Below are 20,139 nucleotides of genomic sequence, written 5' to 3' on the forward strand. Positions count from 1 at the left end.
CTAGTACGGACAGCGACCGCGTTTCGACTCACCGTTCCCGAAAGTCACTTGCGACGGCCGGACGCTACACCTTCGTCGGCTCCTGGGCCGGCAGGCTGTCCATGAAGGAGCTGACGGAGAAGACGGCGCGGCCGGGTCCGGGCGGGCCGTAGCCGGGCGGGGAGGAGAGCCCGAAGTCCTCCATGGTCTGGCGGTAGGCCTGGAGCAGCCGGATGTGGTATTCCAGCGGGGCGCCCTGCGGGTTGGCCTTGCCGAGCGGGGTGGTCGGCTCCGGGCACCAGGTGGTGAAGCGGGGCGTGATGCCCTGGGACATGAAGAAGCGCAGGCCCTCGGTGGTGGAGGCGATCGCCTCGTCGACGGTCTTGAACCCGAACGGCTCGGCCATCTCCACGCCGGCCACGAAGTTGGGGATCACGTTGCGCGCGCCGAAGATCTCGGCGGAGTCCAGGATCCGCTTGTGCCACTCGTCCCGGCCGACGTACCGCTCCTTGCCCGGGCAGTACATCTTGAACAGGTACTCGTCCCACACCTCGTAGTTGGGGTGGTAGATCTGCACGCCGTAGTCCTTGAACCGCTGCACGTCGTCGCGGGGCAGCGCCTGGGCGACGACCTTGCCGATCCAGCGGCCCGGGAAGCGTTCCTCGATGGCCTTGGCGTAGTGGCCGTAGAAGTCGGCCTCGTCGCGCCCGGAGACCGTCTTGGTGATCGCGCCGCCGGTCAGCGTGTAGGCGGTGGACGTCTTCGCGGTGTCGTACCGGTCGATGATCTCCAGGGCTTCGAGGACCTCCTCGACGTCCTTCACGCCCGTGTACGGCCGCCCGGCCGCCTTGTGCTGGCGCCAGTTGTGGTTGATGTCGCAGTACTGGCACTCCTCCTTGGCGCCGAAGTACTGGCAGACCCGGAAGACGGTGAGGTAGATGAGGTAACCCCACTGGATGGTGGGGGCGACCTCCATCACGGACTTCCCGTTGGAGAGCTTGTGCCGGTAGTACTCCGGCATCGGCGGCACCCCGACGTCGGCGATCCGCTTCCCGTCGAGGTAGAGCCCGAGCACGCCCTCCTCGTCCGCGGCCACCCGGTACGGCGACGTGGGGTTCACCCGCACCGACACCACGGTCCGCCGCAGGTCGTACGGGCCGCCGGTGAGGATGATCTCCTCCGGCGGCCGGCGCAGCGCGGCCTCGCCCAGCTCGGGCAGGGTGCCGTGGTCGAAGGAGAAGATGAAGTACGACTTCGGCTTGACCTCGCCGCTCTCGTTGTCGCTCAGCGCGGACGGGTCGAAGGCCACACCGCCCCGGAGCAGGTCCTCCTTGAAGACGGCTTCCCTCGGTACATGCGGGAACCTCTCCATCAGATCTTCGACCAGCGCGGTACGGCTGCCCATCCCGTGTCTCCTCCCGGCTCAGGCGTTCGGCTCCTCACGGTATGCCCCCGCCCGTGCGTCAGCCGTGCCGGGTCCCCCCTCGGCGCGCGATGTGTCCCGGTACGGGGGTGTCCGGGGGCAGTGCGGGATCCGTCACGGGCACGCCCCAGGCCGAGGTCAGCGGCAGGACGCCGGCCCACAGCCCGAGCTCCGCGTCCGGTCCGTCGCCGTCCTCCGGGGCGCCGGTACGGAGCTTGACGGAGGCCTCCGCCAGGGAGAGGGCGAGGAGCGTGGTGGCGGCCAGCTCCCTGCGGTTGGGCTGCCGGGCGTACGACCACTGGCCCGGGGCCGTGCGTTCGGTGAGGACGCGCAGGCCCGTCAGCTTCTCCTCGGGGTCGGTCACCTTGCGGGCGGTGCCGTGGATCACCGCACTGCGGTAGTTGACGCCGTGCTCGAAGACGGACCGCGCCAGCACCAGCCCGTCGACATGGGTCACCGTGACGCACACCGGGGTCCCGCCGGCCAGGCTGCGGCTGGCGACCGAGCCGTGCAGGTACAGCTGCCCCTCGTCCCGCCCGTACACCGTCGGCACGACCAGCGGCCGGCCCTCGACCACCACCCCGAGATGGCAGACGAACCCGGCGTCGAGAATCGCCTCCAGGTCGGCCCGGTCGAGGCTGCCCTGCTCGCGCAGCCTGCGGTGGCGGGTGAGGTCGGTCGCCGGCAGGCGTGGGGGCAGCGGTTCGGTGCTCATAGCCGCAAGCTACCGATATCGCGGCTCGATGACTACACCGTCAACGATTACGACTGCACGGCGCGCATCACACGACGAAATCCGTTGATCCGACTCCGCGCAGTCAGCCCCCGGTCGCCCGCCGCGTCGACTCCCGCAGGACCACGTGCGTACCCAGCACCAGATGCTGCCCGTCCGGCAGCTCGTCGCGGTGCAGGGCGAGGCGGACGGCGGCGCGGCCGAGTTCCTCCTGGGGTACGTGGACCGTGGTGAGCGTCGGGTAGACGTCCCGGGCGACCGGGATGTCGTCGTAGCCGGCCACGGCGACGTCGTCGGGGATGCGGCGGCCGGACTCGCGCAGCGCCTGGATCACGCCGGTGGCGATCATGTCGGTGGCCGCGAAGACCGCCGTGAACTCCGCTCCGGAGGTGAGGAGTTCACGGGTCGCCTGGTAGCCGTAGGAGCGGGAGAAGGCGCCGTCGAGGATCAGGCCGGGGTCCGGGGCGAGGCCGAGGAGTTCGTGGGCGCGGGTGTAGCCGGCGATGCGCTGGGCGCTGGTGGACAGGCCGGGGACGCGGCCGAGGTAGGCGATGCGCCGGTGCCCGCCGGACAGGAGGTGGGTGGTGAGGGCGAAGGCGCCGCCCTCGTTGTCGTAGTCGACGACCGTGGCCGGGACGCCGGGGCCGAGCGGCGGGCGGCCGACGAGGACCAGCCGGGAGCCGGAGCGGTCCAGGGCGTGCGCGAAGTGGGTCATGCGGTCGTGGTAGGCCTTGTCCTCCAGGGCGCCGCCCACCACGATCACCGCGTCGGCGCGCTGCTCCCGCATGGTCTCGACGACGGCGAGGATGCGGCGCGGGTCGCCGTGCGTGGTGCAGAGCATGCACAGCCGGCCCTCCGCCGAGGCCTGCTCCTCCACTCCGCGGGCGATGTGCGCGTAGAAGGGGCCGGTGACGTCGTCGACGACGAAGGCGACCGTGTTGTTGGTGGCGCCGCCGAGCGCGCGGGCGTGCGCGTTGACCACGTAGTCCAGCTCGCGCATGGCCTTGAGGACCTTGGCGCGGGTGGCGGCGGCCACCGGGTAGGTGCCGCCGAGGACGCGGGAGACGGTCGACGCGGAGACCCCGGCCCGCGCGGCCACGTCCCGTACCGTCGAGGCGTCCCCGTTCGGCGCCGGCTGTGTCCGCTTCGCCACCGCTCGGCTCCCCTTCGTCATGTGTTCAGGTCACCCTACGAGACGGCCGTCACGCGGCCCGCTCCAGGACCGACTGGTCGATGAGATGGACCAGACCGGCGCCGCTCAGCAGGCGCTCGGCCTCTTCCACGACGGTGAGGCCGAGCCGCGCCACCTCGTTGCCCTGCGAGCCCGCGAGGTGCGGGGTGAGGAAGGCGCCCGGGAGGTCGAAGAGGGGGGAGTCGGCAGGGAGGGGCTCGGGGTCGGTCACGTCGAGGATCGCGGTCAGCCGGCCGGTGCGCACCTCCCCGATCAGGGCGTCGTGGTCGACGAGCGAGCCGCGCGCGGTGTTGACGAGGACCGATCCGTCGGGCATCAGGGCGAGTTCGCGGGCGCCGAGGAGGTGCCGGGTCTCGGGGGTCTGGGGGGCGTGCACGGTGACGATGTCCGAGCCGCGCAGCAGGTCGTCGAGGGGCAGCAGGGGGACGCCGAGCCGCGCGGCCTCCGCCTCGTCCACGTACGGGTCGGCGAGGCTCACCACCAGGTCGTGGGGGCACAGGAGTTCGATCAGCCGGCGGCCGATGCGGGAGGCGCCGACGATGCCGACCCGGCGTCGGAAGTTGCCGATGCCGGGGACGATGTCGCCGTACGGGAAGGCGCGGCGGGCGCGCAGCAGGTCGCGGAAGGCGAAGACGTCCTTCCCGGCGAGCAGGATCATCGCGAGCGTGTACTCGGCGACGGGCAGCGCGTTGGCGGCGGCGGCCGAGGAGACGACGATGCCGCGCCGCCACACCTCGGGCGTGGTGAAGCCCTTGACCGAGCCGGCCGCGTGCAGCACCGCCCGCAGTTTCGGCGCCGCATCCAGGGCGGCCGGGTCCAGGACCGGGCAGCCCCAGCCGGTGACGAGGACCTCGGTGCGGGCGAGCGTCTCCCGTATCCGGGGGTCGGTGAAGTCGTGCGCCACCAGAGTGGGATCGATTTCTACACACTCGCGCAGCCGCGCGAGCACCTCCGGCGGAAAGACCTGCGGCACGTTCTGGGCCGTCATGGCGAACAGTGCCTGGGGACGCTCGGGCAAGGAAGTGACCTTCCGGCTCGGTGACGCGCGGATAGCAACCGGTCTCTACCGTAGGTCTCGGCGAATGAGAGGGTCAATGGACACGCACTCCCCGGAGGACGACGGAGGGCGGCGGAGGACGACAGGAATGGGACGGCAGAGATGACGGATCCGGCGCAGACGGTCACCAACTGGTCGCGCAACATCACGTACACGGCGAAGGAGTTCCACCGCCCGCACTCGCTCGACGCGCTCCGGTCGCTGGTGGCCGGCAGTGCGCGGGTACGGGTGCTGGGCAGCGGGCACTCCTTCAACCGCATCGCCGACCCGGGCCCGGAGGGCGTGCTGGTCTCGATCGCCGGGCTGCCGCCGGTGACGGAGGTGGACACGCGGGCCCGTACGGTCCGGGTCGCGGGCGGGGTGCGGTACGCCGAACTGGCCCGGGCGGTGCACGCGCACGGTCTGGCGCTGCCCAACATGGCCTCGCTGCCGCACATCTCGGTGGCCGGCTCGGTGGCCACCGGCACGCACGGTTCGGGCGTGACCAACGGGTCGCTGGCGGCGCCGGTCCGGGAGGTGGAGCTGCTCCTCGCCGACGGCTCGACGGCGACGATCGCGCGGGGCGAGGCGGGGTTCGAGGGGGCGGTCACCTCGCTGGGGGCGCTCGGGGTCGTCACCGCGCTCACCCTCGACCTGGCGGCGGCATATGACATGGCGCAGACTGTGTACACCGAACTCCCCCTCGACGGCCTGGACTTCCCGGCGGTCTCCGGCGCCGCCTACAGCGTCAGCCTGTTCACCGACTGGCGGGAGCCGGGTTTCCGGCAGGTGTGGGTGAAGCGGCGCACCGACCAGCCGGCCGCGGACTTCGGGTGGGCCGCGCCCGCGACGGAGGCGATGCACCCGGTGCCGGGCATGCCGGGCACCAACTGCACCGAGCAGTTCGGGGTGCCGGGTCCCTGGCACGAGCGGCTGCCGCACTTCCGGGCGGAGTTCACGCCGAGCAGCGGCGACGAGCTCCAGTCCGAGTACCTGCTGCCGAGGGCGACGGCGACGGACGCGCTGCACGCCGTCGACGCCGTCCGGGGGACCGTCTCCCCCGTGCTCCAGACCTGCGAGGTGCGGACGATCGCCGCCGATCCGCAGTGGCTCAGCCCCGCCCACGGCCGTGACTCGGTCGCCCTGCACTTCACCTGGGTGGACGACCTGGCGGCCGTGCTGCCCGTGGTGCGCCGGCTGGAGGAGGCGCTGGAGCCGTTCGACCCGCGACCGCACTGGGGCAAGGTCTTCGCCGTCCCGGCGGCGGAGGCGGGCCGGCGGTATCCGCACCTCGGCGACTTCCGCGCCCTCGCCCGGGACCTGGACCCCGACGGGAAGTTCACGAACCCGTTCGTGGCGGATCTGCTGCACGGCTGACGCCCGCACGACCGACGACCGGCGGACTTAATTAAACCCTTAGGGTAATGCCTTGTCGAAAGCGCTTCCCAGGCCATAGCGTTGCCCCGCGTGAAGCACACATCACGTGACATCCGCACCGCGAACCGCTACGAGGTACTGCGGCACATCATCGCCGAGTCTCCCACCTCCCGGCAGGAGCTGGCGGCCGTCACCGGGCTGAGCCTGGCCACGGTCGCCACCCTCGTCGGGGAGCTGCTGGAGCTGCGAATGATCACGGAGGTCGGCTTCGAGGACTCGGCCGGCGGCCGTCCCCGGGGACTCGTCGCGGTCAACGCCTCGGGGGGCGCGCTGATCGGCGTCGACATCGCGGAGACGTACGTCCACGTCGAGCTGTTCGACCTCGCCCTGAACGTGCTGGCCCGTGCCGAGGAGGACATGCGCCCCGGCGAGAACCGGCCCGAGCAGGTGGTGGGCCAGGTGGCCGCGGCGGTCGGCGCGGTGGTGGCGCAGGCCGGGATCGAGGGGGCCCGGGTGCTGGGCGTCGGGGTGAGCGTGCCGGGCCAGGTGGACCGGGCCACCGGCGTCGCCGAGTACGCGCCCAACTGGGACTGGCACGACGTGCCGCTGCTCGACCTGCTCGCCGAACACATCGCCTACCCCATCCACCTGGACAACCCGCTGCGCGCGTGCGCGGTGGCCGAGCAGTGGTTCGGAGCGGCGCGGGGGCGCGGGGACACCGTGGTGGTGAACCTCGGGACCGGGGTCGGCGCCGGGCTCGCGCTCGGCGGCGGGCTGCACCGGGGGGTCAGCAACAGCGCCGGGGAGTGGGGCCACACGACGCTCGTCCTGGACGGGCGGCCGTGCCACTGCGGCAACCACGGCTGCGTGGAGACGTACGTGGGCGCGCCCGGGATCATGCTGAACCTGCGGGAGCTGAGCCCGGGGAGCCCGCTGCTGCACCCGGACGACCAGACGGCCACCGTGGGCGCGCTGGCCCGGGGCATGGCGGACGGTGACCCGGTCGCGGTGGAGGTCGTACGGGAGACGGCCCGTTACATCGGTGCCGGGATCGCCAACCTGGTCAACCTGCTCAACCCCGAGCTGGTCGTGCTCAGCAGCTGGGTGGCCCGCAGGCTGGGCGAGCCGCTGCTGACGGAGGTGCGGGAGGCCGTCCGGCGGCACGCGCTCGGGCGGCCGTTCGCCGCCACCGAGATCGTCCTGTCCCCCATCCCCACCGACCCGGTCTGCCTGGGCGCGGCCACGTTCGCGCTGGAGGGCGCGCTGCGCTCGGTGGGCCTGCGCACCGGAGCGCGCCCGGGCCGCACCGTGCCGGCCGGCCGCTGACCGCCCCGCCTTCCCGGTGATCGAATAGTCCAAATCGCGGGTCGATAAATCCATTGCCGGGCTCCTCGGCGCTCTGCGACCGTCGTGACGTATCCGCGGCCGGTCGGCCTCACAAGCCGACCGGCCGCACGTCGTGCACGGAACGAGGGAGTACCCGGCGTGGCCGGAAACATCGAGGTCCGCGGTCTGTCCCGCACCTTCCACACCACCGTCAGGCGCCCGGGCTTCGCGGGCGCCCTGCGGTCCCTGGTCAACCCCGAGCGCGTCGAGAAACACGCGGTCGCCGACATCACCTTCGACGTGGCCCAGGGCGAACTCCTCGCCCTGCTCGGCCCGAACGGCGCCGGCAAGTCGACCACCATCAAGATGCTCACCGGCATCCTCACCCCGACCTCCGGCGAGGCCCGGGTCGCGGGCGTCGTGCCGTACCGGGAGCGGGAGCGCAACGCCCGCAACATCGGCGCGGTCTTCGGGCAGCGCACCCAGCTCTGGTGGGACCTGCCGGTGCGCGAGTCCTTCTCGATCCTGCGGGACATCTACGAGGTGCCCAAGGACGAACACGCCGCGCGCCTGCGGGAGTTCGACGACCTGCTCGAACTCTCCAGCTTCTGGGACACCCGGGTCCGGCACCTCTCGCTCGGCCAGCGGGTGCGCTGCGACCTGGCCGCCGCGCTGCTGCACGATCCGCCGGTCGTCTTCCTGGACGAGCCGACCATCGGCATGGACGTGGTCGTCAAGGAGCAGGTCCGCGAGTTCCTGCGGTACCAGGTGGCCGAGCGCGGCCGTACCGTCCTGCTGACCACACACGACATGACCGAGGTCGAGCGGCTCGCCGAGCGGGTGGTGCTGGTCAACCACGGGCGGCTGGTGCTCGACGGCTCGCTGGACGAGATGCGGCGCCGGTTCGGCTCGACCTGGCAGGTGCGGGCCACGCTCGCCGACGCGCACGCGCCGGTCGTCCCGCTGCCCGGCATCACCCTGGTGCGCCGGGAGGGCCCGCAGGTGGTGTTCGGCCCGGACGGCGCCGCCGCGCCCACGGTCCACGAGGCGCTGAAGCTGGTCATCGAGCGGCACGAGGTGAGCGGTGTGGCGGTGGACGAGGCGGACCTGGAGGACGTGATGCGGGCGGCCTACGCGCAGGCGAAGGCCGAGGCGGTCTGAGATGGCCCTCCCGTACGCCTGGCGCGCCGCCCGGGTCACCCCGCTCGGCGAGCTCTACACCCCGCCCCGGATGACCGGGGTCCTGCTGCGGCTGACCGTGCAGGTGGTGCTGGTCGCCTCGCTCTGGCGGGGCCTGTACGCCCAGTCGGGCACGACCGCGGGCATGGACCGCGGGCAGGCGGTCACCTACGCGGTGCTGGCCGTGCTCGCCTCCCGGCTGCGGGAGCTGGACCAGTACGCGGGCCGCGACTCGGTCATGCAGCACATGCACTTCGGCACGATCGTCTACTGGTACCTGCGCCCGCTGCCGCCCCAGCGTTACCACGCGCTGCGTGCGGTCGGCGAGCAACTGTACGGGCTGACCTGGGCGTTGGCCGGGTACGCGGTCTGTCTCGCGGTCGGGGTGGTGGAGCCGCCGAGCTCGGCCGCGGTGGCCGCGGTGTTCGCGCTCAGCCTCCTGCTCGGCCAACTGGTCCTCTACTACGTCATGCTCCTCATCGACCAGTTCTGCTTCTGGACGCTGCGCAACAGCGCCGCGATGCTGATCCTGGTCTTCGCGCAGAACCTGCTGTCCGGGGTGTACGCGCCGCTGTGGTTCTTCCCGCACTGGTTCATCACGCTCAGCTCCTTCCTGCCCTTCCAGGCGACGCTGAGTGTGCCGCTGTCGCTGTACGTGGGCCGGATCCCGTTGTCGGACGCCGGTCTCCAGCTGGGCGTCCAGGCCGGCTGGGTCGTGGCGCTGCATCTCTTCACCCGTTTCGTGTGGCGGCGAGCCGCCCGCCGTGTCATCTCCCAGGGAGGCTGAGGCCGTTGAACGCCGTCCGGATCGCCTGGCGCATCACGCGCCTCAACTTCCGCGCGCAGCTGGAGTACCGCACCGAGTTCCTGATGATGATCGCGATCGGCGCGGTCTGGCAGGTGTCGGTGATCGTGTTCGCCACGGTGCTGCTCACCCGGTTCGCCGGGATGGGCGGCTGGGACAGCTCGGACGTGCTGCTCATCCCGGCGACGCGGATGCTGGCGCACGGTCTGTTCGTGCTGCTGCTCGGCCGGGTGCACGGGGTGGGCCGGTACATCCAGGAGGGCAGGATCGACGCCTACCTGCTGCGTCCGCTGCCCGTGTACCGGCAGGTGCAGCTGGAGTACTTCCCCACCAACGCGATCGGCGACCTGACGGTGGCCGCCGGCCTGATGGTGGGTGCGCTCGGCCGCAGCCACCTCGACTGGACGGCGGGCCGCGTCTCGTACCTGATCGCGGCGGTGCTGGGCGGGATGCTGCTGGAGGCGGCCCTGTTCACGGTGGTGGCCTGCGCGTCGTTGCGCTACCCCGCCGCCGACTACTGGAGCCGCTGGCTGGAGGAGCTCCTCGGCACCTTCGGCAGCTACCCGCTCAACGTCCTGCCGAGGGCGGTCGGCGGCCTGCTCACCTACGGCCTTCCGCTCGCCTTCGTCGCCTACCTCCCGGCCGCGGTCCTCACCGGCCACGGCCACTCCGCCGTCGTCCCCTACTGGCTGGCGGCGGCCTCGCCCCTGGTCGGGCTGCTGGCCTACCTGGCGTCCAGGTGGCTGTGGCGGTGGGCGCTGGGGCACTACACGGGGGTGAACGGCTGACCTTCCCGGCGCGGGTCAGCCGCGTCCGGCGCCGCGGACCGGGGTGACCAGGCCCGCGAGGGCGATCAGGGTGCAGCAGACCCCGGCCGCGGCGGCCACCGGAGCCGTGCCGTAACGCCCGGCCGCCCAGGTGAGGACGGCCGCGCCGATCGGGGCCGTCGCGTACTGGAGCGTCCAGTGCGCGGAGGTGACGCGGCCGAGGAGCGGTTCGGGGGTGATCTCCTGCCGCAGAGACATCGAGCAGGTGCCGGAGATGCCCACGCAGGCCAGGTAGACCGCGGTCACGACGGCCACGGCCGGCACCGTGCGGAGCAGGCCGAGCCCGGCGAAAGCCAGTCCGCACACCGCGGTCGCGCCGATCCAGGTCGGCCCGAAGCCGATCCGCAGGCGGAGCCGGGCGACCAGCAGCGCCCCGGTGATCGTGCCGACCGCGCCGGCCGCCAGCACGGTGCCGACCGTCCCGTCGTCGCGGCCCAGATCGTGCTTGAGGTGGTAGATCAGCAGGTCGTTGATGCCGAGGGTGAGGAAGCTGAAGAGGGACAGGAGCCCGGTGAGCGAGCGCAGCACGGGATGGCGCACGAGGTACGAGATCCCGGTGCGCAGGTCACGCCCGAGGCCCGTGTCCCCGGACACCCGGTCGTCTCCGGCGCGCTCCCGGAGCCGCACGAGGAGCAGACAGCCCGCCGACACCGCGTAGCTGGCGGCGTCCACGGCCACGGCGTCGGCCGGTCCCGCCCAGGCGGCGACCAGGCCGGCGCCCAGCGGGCCCAGCACGCCGGCCGCGGCGGCCGTGGCGTTCAACCGCCCGTTGGCCTCGGTGAGCCGGCCCGTGCCGACCAGGCCGCGGACGACGGTGACGTACCCGACGGCGAAGAGCATCCCGACGGCCTCGCACAGGGGCAGGACCACATACAGCAGCCACAGCTGCGGCCCGGCGAGCCAGACCAGCGGCACCAGGCCGTAGAGGACCATGCGGACCAGGTCGCAGGCGACGAGGAGCCTGCGCCGGTCGACCCGGTCCACGACCACGCCCGCGAAGACCGCCGCCAGCACCATCGCGGCCCCGCCGACGGCGGTCAGCAGCCCCATCCGGGCCACCGAGCCGGTCGCCTGGAGCACCAGCAGAGGCAGGGCGACCAGGCTGAACGAGTCGCCGAGGACGGAGAGGGTCTGGGCGAGCCAGAAGAACCCGAAGTCCCGCTGTCTCCACAGCGGTTGCCCCTCCGCCGTACGCCGCTGCCCCGCCCGCGCCACCCGCCGCGCCCCGTACGCCACGGCTCCCCCTTCCGCCCGTCCGCAACCTTATGCCGCACGGGCGGACGCCGTAATCGCTCGCGCCCCCAAACCTTGGACCTCTAGGATTTCTCATAGGAACCCTAGGGGGAGGTGTCACATGGCACGTGCCGGAATCACCACCGACCGGCTGGTCGCGGCGGCGGCCGAGCTGGCCGACGAGGCCGGCTTCGAGCAGGTCTCGCTGTCCGCGCTGGCCCGGCGGTTCGGGGTGAAGGACGCGAGTCTTTACTCGCACGTCCGGAATCTCCAGGACCTGCGTCACCGGCTCGCCCTGCTCGCGGGCGGCGAGATGATCGACCGGATCGCCGTCGCCGTGGCCGGACGGTCCGGACGGGACGCGCTGGCCGCCTACGCCGACGCCTACCGCGCGTACGCGCACGCCCACCCCGGCCGCTACGCGGCCACCGGGATCCGTATCGACCCCACGCTCGTCGACCCCGGCAACCCCGCCATGCGCCGCACCGTGGAGATCACCTACGGCATGCTCCGCGGCTACGGCCTGGCCGAGCCCGATCTCACCGACGCCGTACGCCTGTTGCGCGCCACCTTCCACGGCTACTGCGTCCTGGAGGCCTCCGGTGGCTTCAACGCGCCGCGCGACGTGCGCGCCTCCTGGGAGCGGGCGATCGACGCCCTGCACATCGCGCTGGAGAACTGGCCCCGCGAGGAGACCGACCACCATGGCTGACCTGCACTACGACATCACCGGCAGCGGCCCCGTGCTGCTCGTGCTCCCCGGCGGCGCCGGGCACCCGATGGGCCTGGGCCCCTTCACGGAACACCTGTCCCCGCACTTCACGGTGGTGACGTACGACCCGCTGGGCCTCGCCCACGGCCACCTGGGGAACGCGTTCACCGACCAGCGGGTCCGGGACTGGAGCGAGGGCGCACACCGGGTGCTGGAGGAGGTGCTGACGCCGGGCGAGTCGGCGTACGTCTTCGGCACCAGCTCCGGCGGTATCACCGCCCTCGACCTGCTGGCCCGCCACCCGGACCGGCTCCGGCACGTCATCGCGCACGAGCCGCCGTGCGTCACCCTGCTTCCGGACGGCGAGCGGCTGCGCACCGAGCTCGTCGAGCAGCTCGACGCCGCCCGCCCGGCCCCCGGGACCCCGATGGCCGTCTTCCTCGCCCACGTCCTCGGCCCCTTCACGGCCTACCGCCCACCGGCCGCCCTGCCCCGTCTCACGATCGCGGCAGGAGTCGGCTCGAAGGGCCAACTTCTGCACCGCACGGCGGAGTCCGCCGCCGTGCACACCGGCGCGGCCTTCACGGAGTTCCCCGGCGGCCACCTCGGCGTCCTCGAAGACCCGGCCGAGTTCGCCGACCGGGCCAGGGCGACACTGCTCGGGACCGGGTGACACGGCAGTACACGGCGGCAATGACGCAGAGCGACCGACCGCATACCTGGCATGCAGCGACCGACGAGCCGTGATTATGGTGGACGGGAGGGGTCCACCGAGGGGCTGCCCCAGGGCCCAGGCTCCGTCGGCCACCGCGTCTCGCCGTCTCGCCGACGCGTCGCGACGCCCGTCGGTTTCGCGCGCTCGGCGCCATGCCCTTCCCGGACCTCCCGACCCTGCCGTTCTCGGACTTCCCCAGGGAGCATTCCCATGGCTGCTCAGACCGCCTCGATCGTCCTCGAACCCGAAGCACGGGAACTCGCCGAAGCGACCTCGCACCATCCGTTCCTGTACGAACTGGATCCCGCCGCGGCGCGCAAGGTCCTCGACGACCTCCAGGCCGCGCCGGTCGACAAGCTGCCGGTCGACGAGGAGTGGATCACCGTGCCGGCCGCCGTGGGCGACGTACGGGTACGCATCGTCAGACCACGGGGCGCCACCGGAATGCTGCCGGTCGTGCTGTACATGCACGGCGGCGGCTGGGTCCTGGGCAACGCAGGCACCCACGACCGCCTGGTGCGGGAGCTGGCGGTCGGCGCGGGTGCGGCCGTGGTCTTCGTGGAGTACACGCCGTCGCCCGAGGCCCACTACCCGGTGGCCATCGAACAGGGCTACGCCGCCGCCCAGTGGATCGTCCGCGAGGGGGCGTCCAAGGGACTCGACGCGCAGCGCATGGCGGTGGCCGGCGAATCGGTCGGCGGCAACATGACGGCCGCACTCGCCCTCATGGCCAAGGAACGCGGCGACGTCACGTTCGTCCAGCAGTCGATGTACTACCCGGTCACGGACGCGGCGATGAACACCGGCTCCTACGAGCAGTTCGCCAACGGCTACTACCTGAGCCGCAGGCTGATGGAGTGGTTCTGGGACGCCTACACGACCGACCCGGACCAGCGCGCGGAGATCACCGCCTCGCCCAACCAGGCCACCGCCGAGCAGCTCTCCGGCCTGCCGCCCGCTCTGCTGATCGTCGACGAGGCCGACGTGCTGCGCGACGAGGGCGAGGCGTACGCCGCCAAGCTCAGGGCGGCCGACGTCCCGGTGACCGCGGTGCGCTACGACGGCACGGTCCACGACTTCATGATGCTCAACTCGCTCAGCGGGTCCGAGGCCACCCGTGGCGCGATCGACCAGGCCACGGCGTTCCTGCGCAACGCCCTCGGAACCGACCGGGCCTGACGGAGATCTCCGGCGGCGGAGATCTCCGGCGGCACGGCAACCTTCCGGGACCCGGCGGCGACCACGGGGCATGACTTCTGCACCACGCACCTCGGCCCACCGCCGGGTCCACGCCTACCGCAAACCCGCGATCGGGCTGCTCGCGGCCGGCGGGCTGCTCGCCGGCGCCTGGTTCGCCACCGCCGGCGCGGCTCCGGCCCCACAGCTCGCGGTCACGTCCACGGCGGTGACTCTGGGCGCCAAGTTCCCCTACCTGGCCGCCGGTTACAACAACACCCGGGAGTGGAACCGCACCGCCACCGCGGTCGCCCCCGACGGCACGATCCGGGTCGCCTGGCCCGCCGCCGACGGCGTGCACGTCACCCCGCTCACCGCGGCCGGGAAGCGGTCCGGCGCCGACACGGTCGTCAAGGGCGCCAAGGAGGTCGGCGGTCTGGTCGCCCACACCAACGGGTTCGCGCTGCTCACCCGGGTCCCCGACACCAACAAGTGGAAGGAGACGGCAGCCGCGATCGTCCGCTACACCGGCGGCAAGCGGACCTGGACCACCAAGCTCACCGGCACCGCCACGCACGACACCTCACCCACCCTCGACGGCCAACTCACCTGGAACGGCTCCAAGTACGGCGCCTACTTCGTGGTGCACGGCGCGGGCGGCTTCGCCGACGGGCACTTCGGCGACAAGCTGTCGTACCTCAGCGCGGGCGGCAAGAAGCTGAGCGGCGGCTGGAGTTGGGGCTGCAGCCACAACGAGGGCATCGCCCTGCACGCCGAGACCTCCGGCGCCTTCACCTCGCTCTGCTTCGACGACTGGCGCTCGGGCCTCTTCGTCTCCACCGGCATCGGCGCCCCGGACGTGGCCCCGGTGGTCCAGCGGGAGCAGTGCTGGGCGGGGTACTGCGGCGGCACCTTCCCCGGCCGCAGCGGCGACCTCGTCAAGTCGTCCACCGGCAGGTACGCGACCGCCTTCGCCTCCCGGGGCGCGGCCTCCGCGAAGAAGAACCCGGACGACAGCAGTGGCCGCGGCTGGACGGTCACCCCGAAGACCGCCACCCACCAGGTCGCCGTCGTCTTCCTGAAGAACCGCAACTCCGGCCCCGGCAAGGCGATCTACCTCACCAGCGCCAGGACCGTGGAGAACGTCAACGTCCACCTCGCCCCCTACGGCAAGGACAAGCTCCTGCTCTCCTGGGAGTCCCTGAAGAACGCCAAGTGCTCGGCCGGCACCTGCACCGGCACCTTCACGGGCACGCACCTGCGGCTGATCAACTGGAGCGGTGACTTCGTCGGCGCGGGCAAGGTGGTGAGCGCGCGGATCACCGGCGACATCGCGGTCCTCAAGGACGGCACCCTCACCTGGGCCTATCCGCCGGTCACCCCGACCTACGGCAGCCCCCTCAACGGAGCGTCCCCGACCACGACGACCCTGCGGATCGCGCGACTCACGCCGTGACACCTGCGGCCCTGCGGACCGACTCGGTCATCCGGCGCATGACCTCGACGGGCAGCGCCGGATTCCGGGCGGCCGTCTCGGCACCGCCGCCTCGCAGCAGCAGCGTCAGGAGCCGTACCGGAAGGTTCGGATGGAGGGCCACCGCCTGCCGTACGTGCTCATGAGGGTCCGCCAGCAGCCGCGCGGCGGCGACGGCGGACAGCCGGGGGTCGGTCGCGGCACGGTGGCGGACCTCGTCACTGGGGTCACGGCTGAGCCGTTCCACCAGACCGGGCGTGGACCCGGGGTCGTCCAGGGCCAGTCGGCGCATCCGAGGGCTCGGGTCGTCCGCGTACCGCAGCAGGCCGTGGCGGGGGAAGTTCGGGTGGCCGCGAGGGCGGTCGGGGTTGGTCAGGCTGCCGGTCCACCACCGCCACACCCGCAGCAGTGTCTCGGGCGGCGTGTCGTCGCAGGACTCGGCGAGGAAGAGCTGCACGACCCGGTCCTCGTCGTCGGCGAGACGGGCGAGCGCGTCCGGCGGCAGGTGCCGGGCGCGGGCGACGCTTCTGCGCACGAGGGGGTGCGCGGAGGCGGCGAGGCGGCTCATGGCCGCCGGGTCGTCGTGGAGCGCCATGACCCAGTCGAGCGGCCAGTAGTGGCCGCCCGGATCGAAGTCGACGGGGATGTCGGCGCGTTGCTCCTCGGTGAGGTCGGCGCGGACGGACACGGACCAGCGGACCCACGGGTCCGGGTCGCCGGCGAGCAGGGCGACCAGGTCGGGTTCCAGGTGCGGGTTCGACGCGAGGGAGCGGCGCTCGTCCGCGTCCCCGTGGCGGGCCAGGTGCTCGGCGAGTGCGCGCTCCGGCCGGCAGCTCTCCAGCGCCGCACGCGTGACGTCCCCGGACTCGTACACCGACCGGGGCATCGGGTGGTCCCGGTAGTGCAGCGGCAGGGCCCGCTCGCGGACGGTACCGTGCGGGTCGGCCAGGAGCGCCGCCCGTGCCGCGGCGTCCAGGTGCGGCCAGGCGGTCGCGCAGGCCACCGCCCGTACCCCGCCGTCGGGGTCGGTGGTGGCCAGGGCGACCGCCAGGTCCGCGGGCAGGCCCTTGAGGCGTGCCGCCTCGCAGCGCACGCGTGCGGAGGGGTCGGCGGCCAGCTCGCGGCAGGTGTCCGCGGGCAGTTCGGCCCAGCGATCGGCGGCCACCATGGCGAGGAGCCACCTGTGCCGTTCGTCCCGCTCGGCCGCGATCAGGCGCGCCCACTGCTCGGGCGTGATGTGCGGCTGGTGCTCGGCCGCGTCCATCCGGACCTTCCAGTCCGGGTCGGCCAGCAGCGCGTCCACGACATCCGCCGGCATGGCGGCGTACATGGCGTACGAGGACACCTTCAGCAGCAACGGCCGCAGGTCCTTCGGGGCGGCCGGGTTGAGCGAGAGACCGCTCGCCCAGGAGTCCAGCACGTCCCGCGCGGGACCAGGCTCCCGGAACAGCGCCTCCCAGGCAGCCGCCCGTTCCTCGTCGGTCTCCGCGGCGGCCTCCCGTGCGGCCTCCTCCTGCCGCTCCCTGATCCGGTCGACGGCGACCAGCCGGACCGTGCGATCCTCCGTCGTGGCCCCCACCAGGGCGTCCCCGTCCAGGGAGAGCGTCACGAACTCCGGCTGTCCGGGCCGCTCCCCGAGGACTCCGGCGAGATCCCAGCCGTCCGTGAGCCGGACCCGTGTCCAGCGCCTCCCGGCGTTGCCGTGGAAGTCGAGGAGGAACACCCCGTCCCCGTCGAGCAGACCCGCCTCGGACGCCGACCGGTGCCAGCGCTCGTTGAGTTCGGCGACACGTTCGGGATGGTCCAGCGCGACCTCCGCGATCGGCTCCGCGCTCCGCTCGACGACATGGCGCCACGCCACCGCCGGCGGCACCACCTCCTCGACGCACGGATCGGCCACCAGTTCAAGACCGGCCCGCCCCAGCAGTTCGTCCAGCTCTTCTCTCCACCCCATGATCGCCATCGTGCCCGAGGCGGCTCACTCCCGCCCGGCTTCCTCCACATCCACCGCGGCCCCCTGCCACCGGACCCGTACGGCGGGCCCCTCGTACCACCGGACGGTCAGCTCCCGCTCCCCTTCGGCGCGCACCGTCACCGTCTCCCCCAGCGGTACCGCGTCCACCGCGCCCGTGAGGCGGGTCAGCGCCACGAACAGGGTCGGCCCCTGCCCCGTGACCCCGGTCAGCGTGTCGTCGAGGCCCACGGCGGGGAGCAGTTCGGTCCGGAGCCCCTCGGGTGCCGCCCACCCGGTCACCCGGACCGGTGTCCCGGGCGGTGCCTCCGCCACCAGGAAGGCCCGCACCTCCACGGCCCCGTGCACGAGCACCACGCTCGTCACCCGGGCGCCCGAGCCGGCCGAGTGCCGGGAGGCCGCCCAGCCCTCCCCCACGCCCAGGGGCTCGATCCCCGTACGGCTCGGGTCGTCGCCGACGATCACGCTGTTGTCGTACGACGCCGAGGGCGCGGTCACGGTCGAGTAGCCGAGCCGGGTGTAGTAGGGGTCGTAGCGGACGTCCTCGCTGCCGTGGTTGTGGAGGCGGACGACGCCGTCCGAACGCGTCGACTGGAGCAGCCAGTTGGCCGGGGCGATCGGCGTGACCGCGTCCGCGCGCTCCGCCGGGCCCGGTTCCTCCGGCGCCGTCCACACGGCGTGGTCCGGCGGGAGCAGCAGGCCGAGGAAGCCCTTGCTCGCCCAGTACGGGGAGGCGGGGCCCGAATAGCCTTGCAGGACGGCCGGGTCGGGGCCGTGCCAGCCGAGGGTCAGGAGTCCCCGGGCGTCCACCGCGCCCCGGTCCAGGAAGTACTTCAGGGCGCCGGAGGCCAGCCGCCGGGTCTGCCCGGGGGCGAGGGGCGTCCGGCCGGTGAGGGCGCCGAGCCACAGGGGGGCCGTGGTCGCGAAGCGGTAGGTCAGGGAGCGGCCCTGGTGCAGGGGGGCGCCGTCGCCGCCGAACAGCCGGGCGTAGTCGGCCAGATGGCGTTCCAGACGGCCGCCGTACAGGTCGAGGAGTCCGGCGTCCTGGGCGAGCCAGGCGTGCAGCACCGGGTACAGGTGCATCGCCCAGCCGTTGTAGTAGTCGTACTTGCGGCCGTCGCCGTCGGTGTACCAGCCGTCGCCGACGTACCACTCCTCGATGCGGGCCAGGCCGTGGTCGACCGCCTTGCGCGCGGCCTCCGGCTCGTGGCCGACCTCGGCCAGGAAGCCGCCGACGGTCACCGGGAACAACTCCCAGTTGCAGGGCCAGGGTTCGGCGGTGAGCGCGTCGGCGAGCCAGGCCGCCGCGCGCTGTCGTACGGAGTCGTCGAGCCGGTCCCACAGCAGCGGGCGGGTCAGCCGGAGGGCGAGGGCGATGGAGGCGGCTTCGACGAGCGGCTGGCTGCGGTCCTCGATGCGCGGCCAGACTCCCGACACGCCTGCGGCGAGGCCGTCCGCGTACCGCTGGAGGGCGGTCTCGTCGCGGCGGAAGGCGGCGAGGAGCAGGGTGCGGGCGTAGCCCTCCAGGCCGTCGGAGAGCCGGCCGGACCAGCTCTGGTGGTCGCCGGGGAGGTGGTAGAGGGCGCGGTCCGCGGTGGCGTACGGCTCGACGGCGGCGAGCAGGGCGTCGGCCGCGGCCTCCCAGTGGGCGCGGGTGTAGCCGGTGCGCGGGCTGGGGCCGCGGTCCTCGGGGGGCAGCTGCATCGGTGCTCTTTCTCGCTCGTGCCGGAACTCGTGCCGGAACTCATGCCGGAACTCGTACCGGACCCCGTTCCGGACTTCGTTCCGGACCCCGTACCGGACCTCGCGCCACGTGAACCTGGGGCGCCCCGGTTCCGGTCGGGACGCCCCAGGGGCTCATTGCGCCCGCACGGTGCCCGGGGGCACCAGGTGCTGGGCGAGCAGTTCGTCGCGCACCAGGCCCGCGTAGACGGTGGCTCCGTACGCGGAGGTGTGCGTGTTGTCCTTCTTCTCGTTGTACAGGTACAGCGCCTTGGAGCCCTCCACGCCGAGGGACTCCACCAGCGCCTTGGTCTTCGCCGTGAGGTCGATCAGCGGAACGTCCTCGTCGGCGGCGACCGAGCGGATCACCTCAGGATGATTGACGCCGAGCCCGTTGACCAGAAGGGCGATGTCATTGTTCAGCGTGCCGTCGGCGTTGAACCAGCGTCGCACGATGGGTGTGACGAGCACCGGCCGCCCGCCCTTCGCCCGTACGCCCGCCACCAGCGTCTCCAGATTCGCGCGGTAGGTCACCTCGTCGGTCGTCTTGTCGTTGTGTGCCAGCTGGATCAGGACCAGGTCGCCCGGGCGGATCAACGGCTGGACGGTACCCCAGAGTTGGGGATTCTGGAGATAGGTCACCGTACTTTCCCCGGAGTCCGCGTAGTTGGCGACGGCGACGCCCCTGCGCAGGTACTGCGGAAGCTGCTGGCCCCAGCCGGAGTAGGGGTCGGCGGGCTGGTCGCAGACGGTGGAGTCGCCGACCAGGAAGAGCTGCCGGGTGTGCCGGGGGGAAGGGGTGACCCGGATGTCGGCGAGGGCGGGGGCCGGGCCGCCGATCGTCAGGTCGAGGCCGGGGGTTCCGTCGGGGCCGGTCGGCTCGCCCTCGGGGGTGCGGACGTTCACCGTGAAGGCGCGGGTGAGGTGCCGCCCCGGCGCGACCGGAGTCTCCGGGAGCAGCGAGCGCCGGGTCTCCCCGGCGATGCTCGTAGCGGACGCGGCGTCGCCGCCGAGCCGGACCGTCACGTCGTAGTCGCCCGGCGGGACGTCGAAGTGGCAGGCGGTCGCGGTGCAGTTGCCGATGCCGAGGGGCGGTGGCCGCCGGTCGTGGGCCTGGGCGGCGGGAGCGGTCGTCAGGCAGGCGGCGAGGACGGCCGCCGCGAGCGCGGTGACACGAACACCGTTGAAACGTCTCACCCGGGGACTCCTCTGTCGTGGCGACTGGCCTGGCGCGGACCGTACCGTCAATCGACAAGCG

17 protein-coding genes are annotated in these 20,139 nt (G+C 72.7%); 9 read left to right on the plus strand and 8 right to left on the minus strand.

Annotated elements, in window-relative coordinates:
- Nucleotides 1-64: 64 nt before the first annotated feature.
- The 4 genes from AB0D74_RS27700 to AB0D74_RS27715 all read right to left on the minus strand — a co-directional run bounded on the left by AB0D74_RS27700 (nucleotide 65) and on the right by AB0D74_RS27715 (nucleotide 4,345).
- On the minus strand, nucleotides 65-1,384 hold the full coding sequence (locus tag AB0D74_RS27700) for a radical SAM protein (protein WP_362592521.1): 1,320 nt from the start codon (nucleotides 1,382-1,384) through the stop codon (nucleotides 65-67).
- A gap of 58 nt (nucleotides 1,385-1,442) precedes the next feature.
- Nucleotides 1,443-2,117, minus strand: coding sequence for a pyridoxamine 5'-phosphate oxidase family protein (locus AB0D74_RS27705; protein WP_362592524.1), 675 nt, complete (start codon nucleotides 2,115-2,117; stop codon nucleotides 1,443-1,445).
- Nucleotides 2,118-2,220: 103 nt separating this feature from the next.
- Nucleotides 2,221-3,288 carry a LacI family DNA-binding transcriptional regulator gene (locus tag AB0D74_RS27710; RefSeq protein ID WP_362592527.1) on the minus strand — a complete coding sequence of 356 codons (1,068 nt, stop codon included), beginning with the start codon at nucleotides 3,286-3,288 and terminating at the stop codon, nucleotides 2,221-2,223.
- 49 nt (nucleotides 3,289-3,337) lie between these two features.
- Nucleotides 3,338-4,345: a hydroxyacid dehydrogenase gene (locus AB0D74_RS27715; RefSeq protein ID WP_362592530.1), complete on the minus strand. Its 1,008-nt coding sequence runs from the start codon at nucleotides 4,343-4,345 to the stop codon at nucleotides 3,338-3,340.
- Between the two features lie 141 nt (nucleotides 4,346-4,486).
- Between AB0D74_RS27715 and AB0D74_RS27720 the strand changes: the two genes are divergently transcribed.
- The 5 genes from AB0D74_RS27720 to AB0D74_RS27740 all read left to right on the plus strand — a co-directional run bounded on the left by AB0D74_RS27720 (nucleotide 4,487) and on the right by AB0D74_RS27740 (nucleotide 9,838).
- Nucleotides 4,487-5,740, plus strand: coding sequence for an FAD-binding protein (locus AB0D74_RS27720; RefSeq protein ID WP_362592532.1), 1,254 nt, complete (start codon nucleotides 4,487-4,489; stop codon nucleotides 5,738-5,740).
- A gap of 90 nt (nucleotides 5,741-5,830) precedes the next feature.
- Nucleotides 5,831-7,066, plus strand: coding sequence for an ROK family transcriptional regulator (locus tag AB0D74_RS27725; RefSeq protein ID WP_362592535.1), 1,236 nt, complete (start codon nucleotides 5,831-5,833; stop codon nucleotides 7,064-7,066).
- Nucleotides 7,067-7,225: 159 nt separating this feature from the next.
- Complete coding sequence (locus AB0D74_RS27730; protein ID WP_362592538.1) at nucleotides 7,226-8,227, plus strand: ATP-binding cassette domain-containing protein; 1,002 nt, start codon at nucleotides 7,226-7,228, stop codon at nucleotides 8,225-8,227.
- A 1-nt stretch (nucleotide 8,228) separates the two neighbouring features.
- On the plus strand, nucleotides 8,229-9,032 hold the full coding sequence (locus tag AB0D74_RS27735) for an ABC-2 family transporter protein (protein WP_362592541.1): 804 nt from the start codon (nucleotides 8,229-8,231) through the stop codon (nucleotides 9,030-9,032).
- A 5-nt stretch (nucleotides 9,033-9,037) separates the two neighbouring features.
- Nucleotides 9,038-9,838: an ABC-2 family transporter protein gene (locus AB0D74_RS27740; RefSeq protein WP_362592544.1), complete on the plus strand. Its 801-nt coding sequence runs from the start codon at nucleotides 9,038-9,040 to the stop codon at nucleotides 9,836-9,838.
- 15 nt (nucleotides 9,839-9,853) lie between these two features.
- On the opposite strand, the gene AB0D74_RS27745 is transcribed toward AB0D74_RS27740, so the two are convergent.
- Nucleotides 9,854-11,113 (minus strand): MFS transporter, encoded by a 1,260-nt coding sequence (locus AB0D74_RS27745; RefSeq protein WP_362592547.1) that lies wholly within the window; start codon nucleotides 11,111-11,113, stop codon nucleotides 9,854-9,856.
- 118 nt (nucleotides 11,114-11,231) lie between these two features.
- Between AB0D74_RS27745 and AB0D74_RS27750 the strand changes: the two genes are divergently transcribed.
- From AB0D74_RS27750 to AB0D74_RS27765, 4 genes are all read left to right on the plus strand, one after another.
- Nucleotides 11,232-11,822, plus strand: coding sequence for a TetR/AcrR family transcriptional regulator (locus tag AB0D74_RS27750; RefSeq protein WP_362592550.1), 591 nt, complete (start codon nucleotides 11,232-11,234; stop codon nucleotides 11,820-11,822).
- On the plus strand, nucleotides 11,815-12,495 hold the full coding sequence (locus AB0D74_RS27755; RefSeq protein ID WP_362592552.1) for an alpha/beta hydrolase: 681 nt from the start codon (nucleotides 11,815-11,817) through the stop codon (nucleotides 12,493-12,495). The genes AB0D74_RS27750 and AB0D74_RS27755 overlap by 8 nt, the downstream gene beginning before the upstream one ends.
- Before the next feature lie 252 nt (nucleotides 12,496-12,747).
- On the plus strand, nucleotides 12,748-13,716 hold the full coding sequence (locus AB0D74_RS27760) for an alpha/beta hydrolase (protein WP_362592556.1): 969 nt from the start codon (nucleotides 12,748-12,750) through the stop codon (nucleotides 13,714-13,716).
- A gap of 70 nt (nucleotides 13,717-13,786) precedes the next feature.
- Nucleotides 13,787-15,169 carry a hypothetical protein gene (locus tag AB0D74_RS27765; RefSeq protein WP_362592559.1) on the plus strand — a complete coding sequence of 461 codons (1,383 nt, stop codon included), beginning with the start codon at nucleotides 13,787-13,789 and terminating at the stop codon, nucleotides 15,167-15,169.
- Here the strand turns inward: AB0D74_RS27765 and AB0D74_RS27770 are convergent.
- From AB0D74_RS27770 to AB0D74_RS27780, 3 genes are all read right to left on the minus strand, one after another.
- A complete protein-coding gene (locus tag AB0D74_RS27770) occupies nucleotides 15,159-17,141 on the minus strand; it encodes a PE-PGRS family protein (protein ID WP_362592562.1) in 1,983 nt (660 codons plus the stop codon). The two genes, AB0D74_RS27765 and AB0D74_RS27770, sit on opposite strands and share 11 nt — an antisense overlap.
- A 24-nt stretch (nucleotides 17,142-17,165) precedes the next feature.
- The gene (locus tag AB0D74_RS27775; protein WP_362592565.1) at nucleotides 17,166-18,863 is read right to left on the minus strand and encodes a DUF2264 domain-containing protein; all 1,698 of its coding nucleotides are present in this window, start codon (nucleotides 18,861-18,863) and stop codon (nucleotides 17,166-17,168) included.
- Nucleotides 18,864-19,016: 153 nt separating this feature from the next.
- Nucleotides 19,017-20,078: a rhamnogalacturonan acetylesterase gene (locus AB0D74_RS27780; RefSeq protein WP_362592568.1), complete on the minus strand. Its 1,062-nt coding sequence runs from the start codon at nucleotides 20,076-20,078 to the stop codon at nucleotides 19,017-19,019.
- Between the last annotated feature and the right edge of the window lie 61 nt (nucleotides 20,079-20,139).

Source organism: Streptomyces sp. NPDC048278, from assembly GCF_040652195.1.
Lineage (GTDB): Bacteria > Actinomycetota > Actinomycetes > Streptomycetales > Streptomycetaceae > Streptomyces.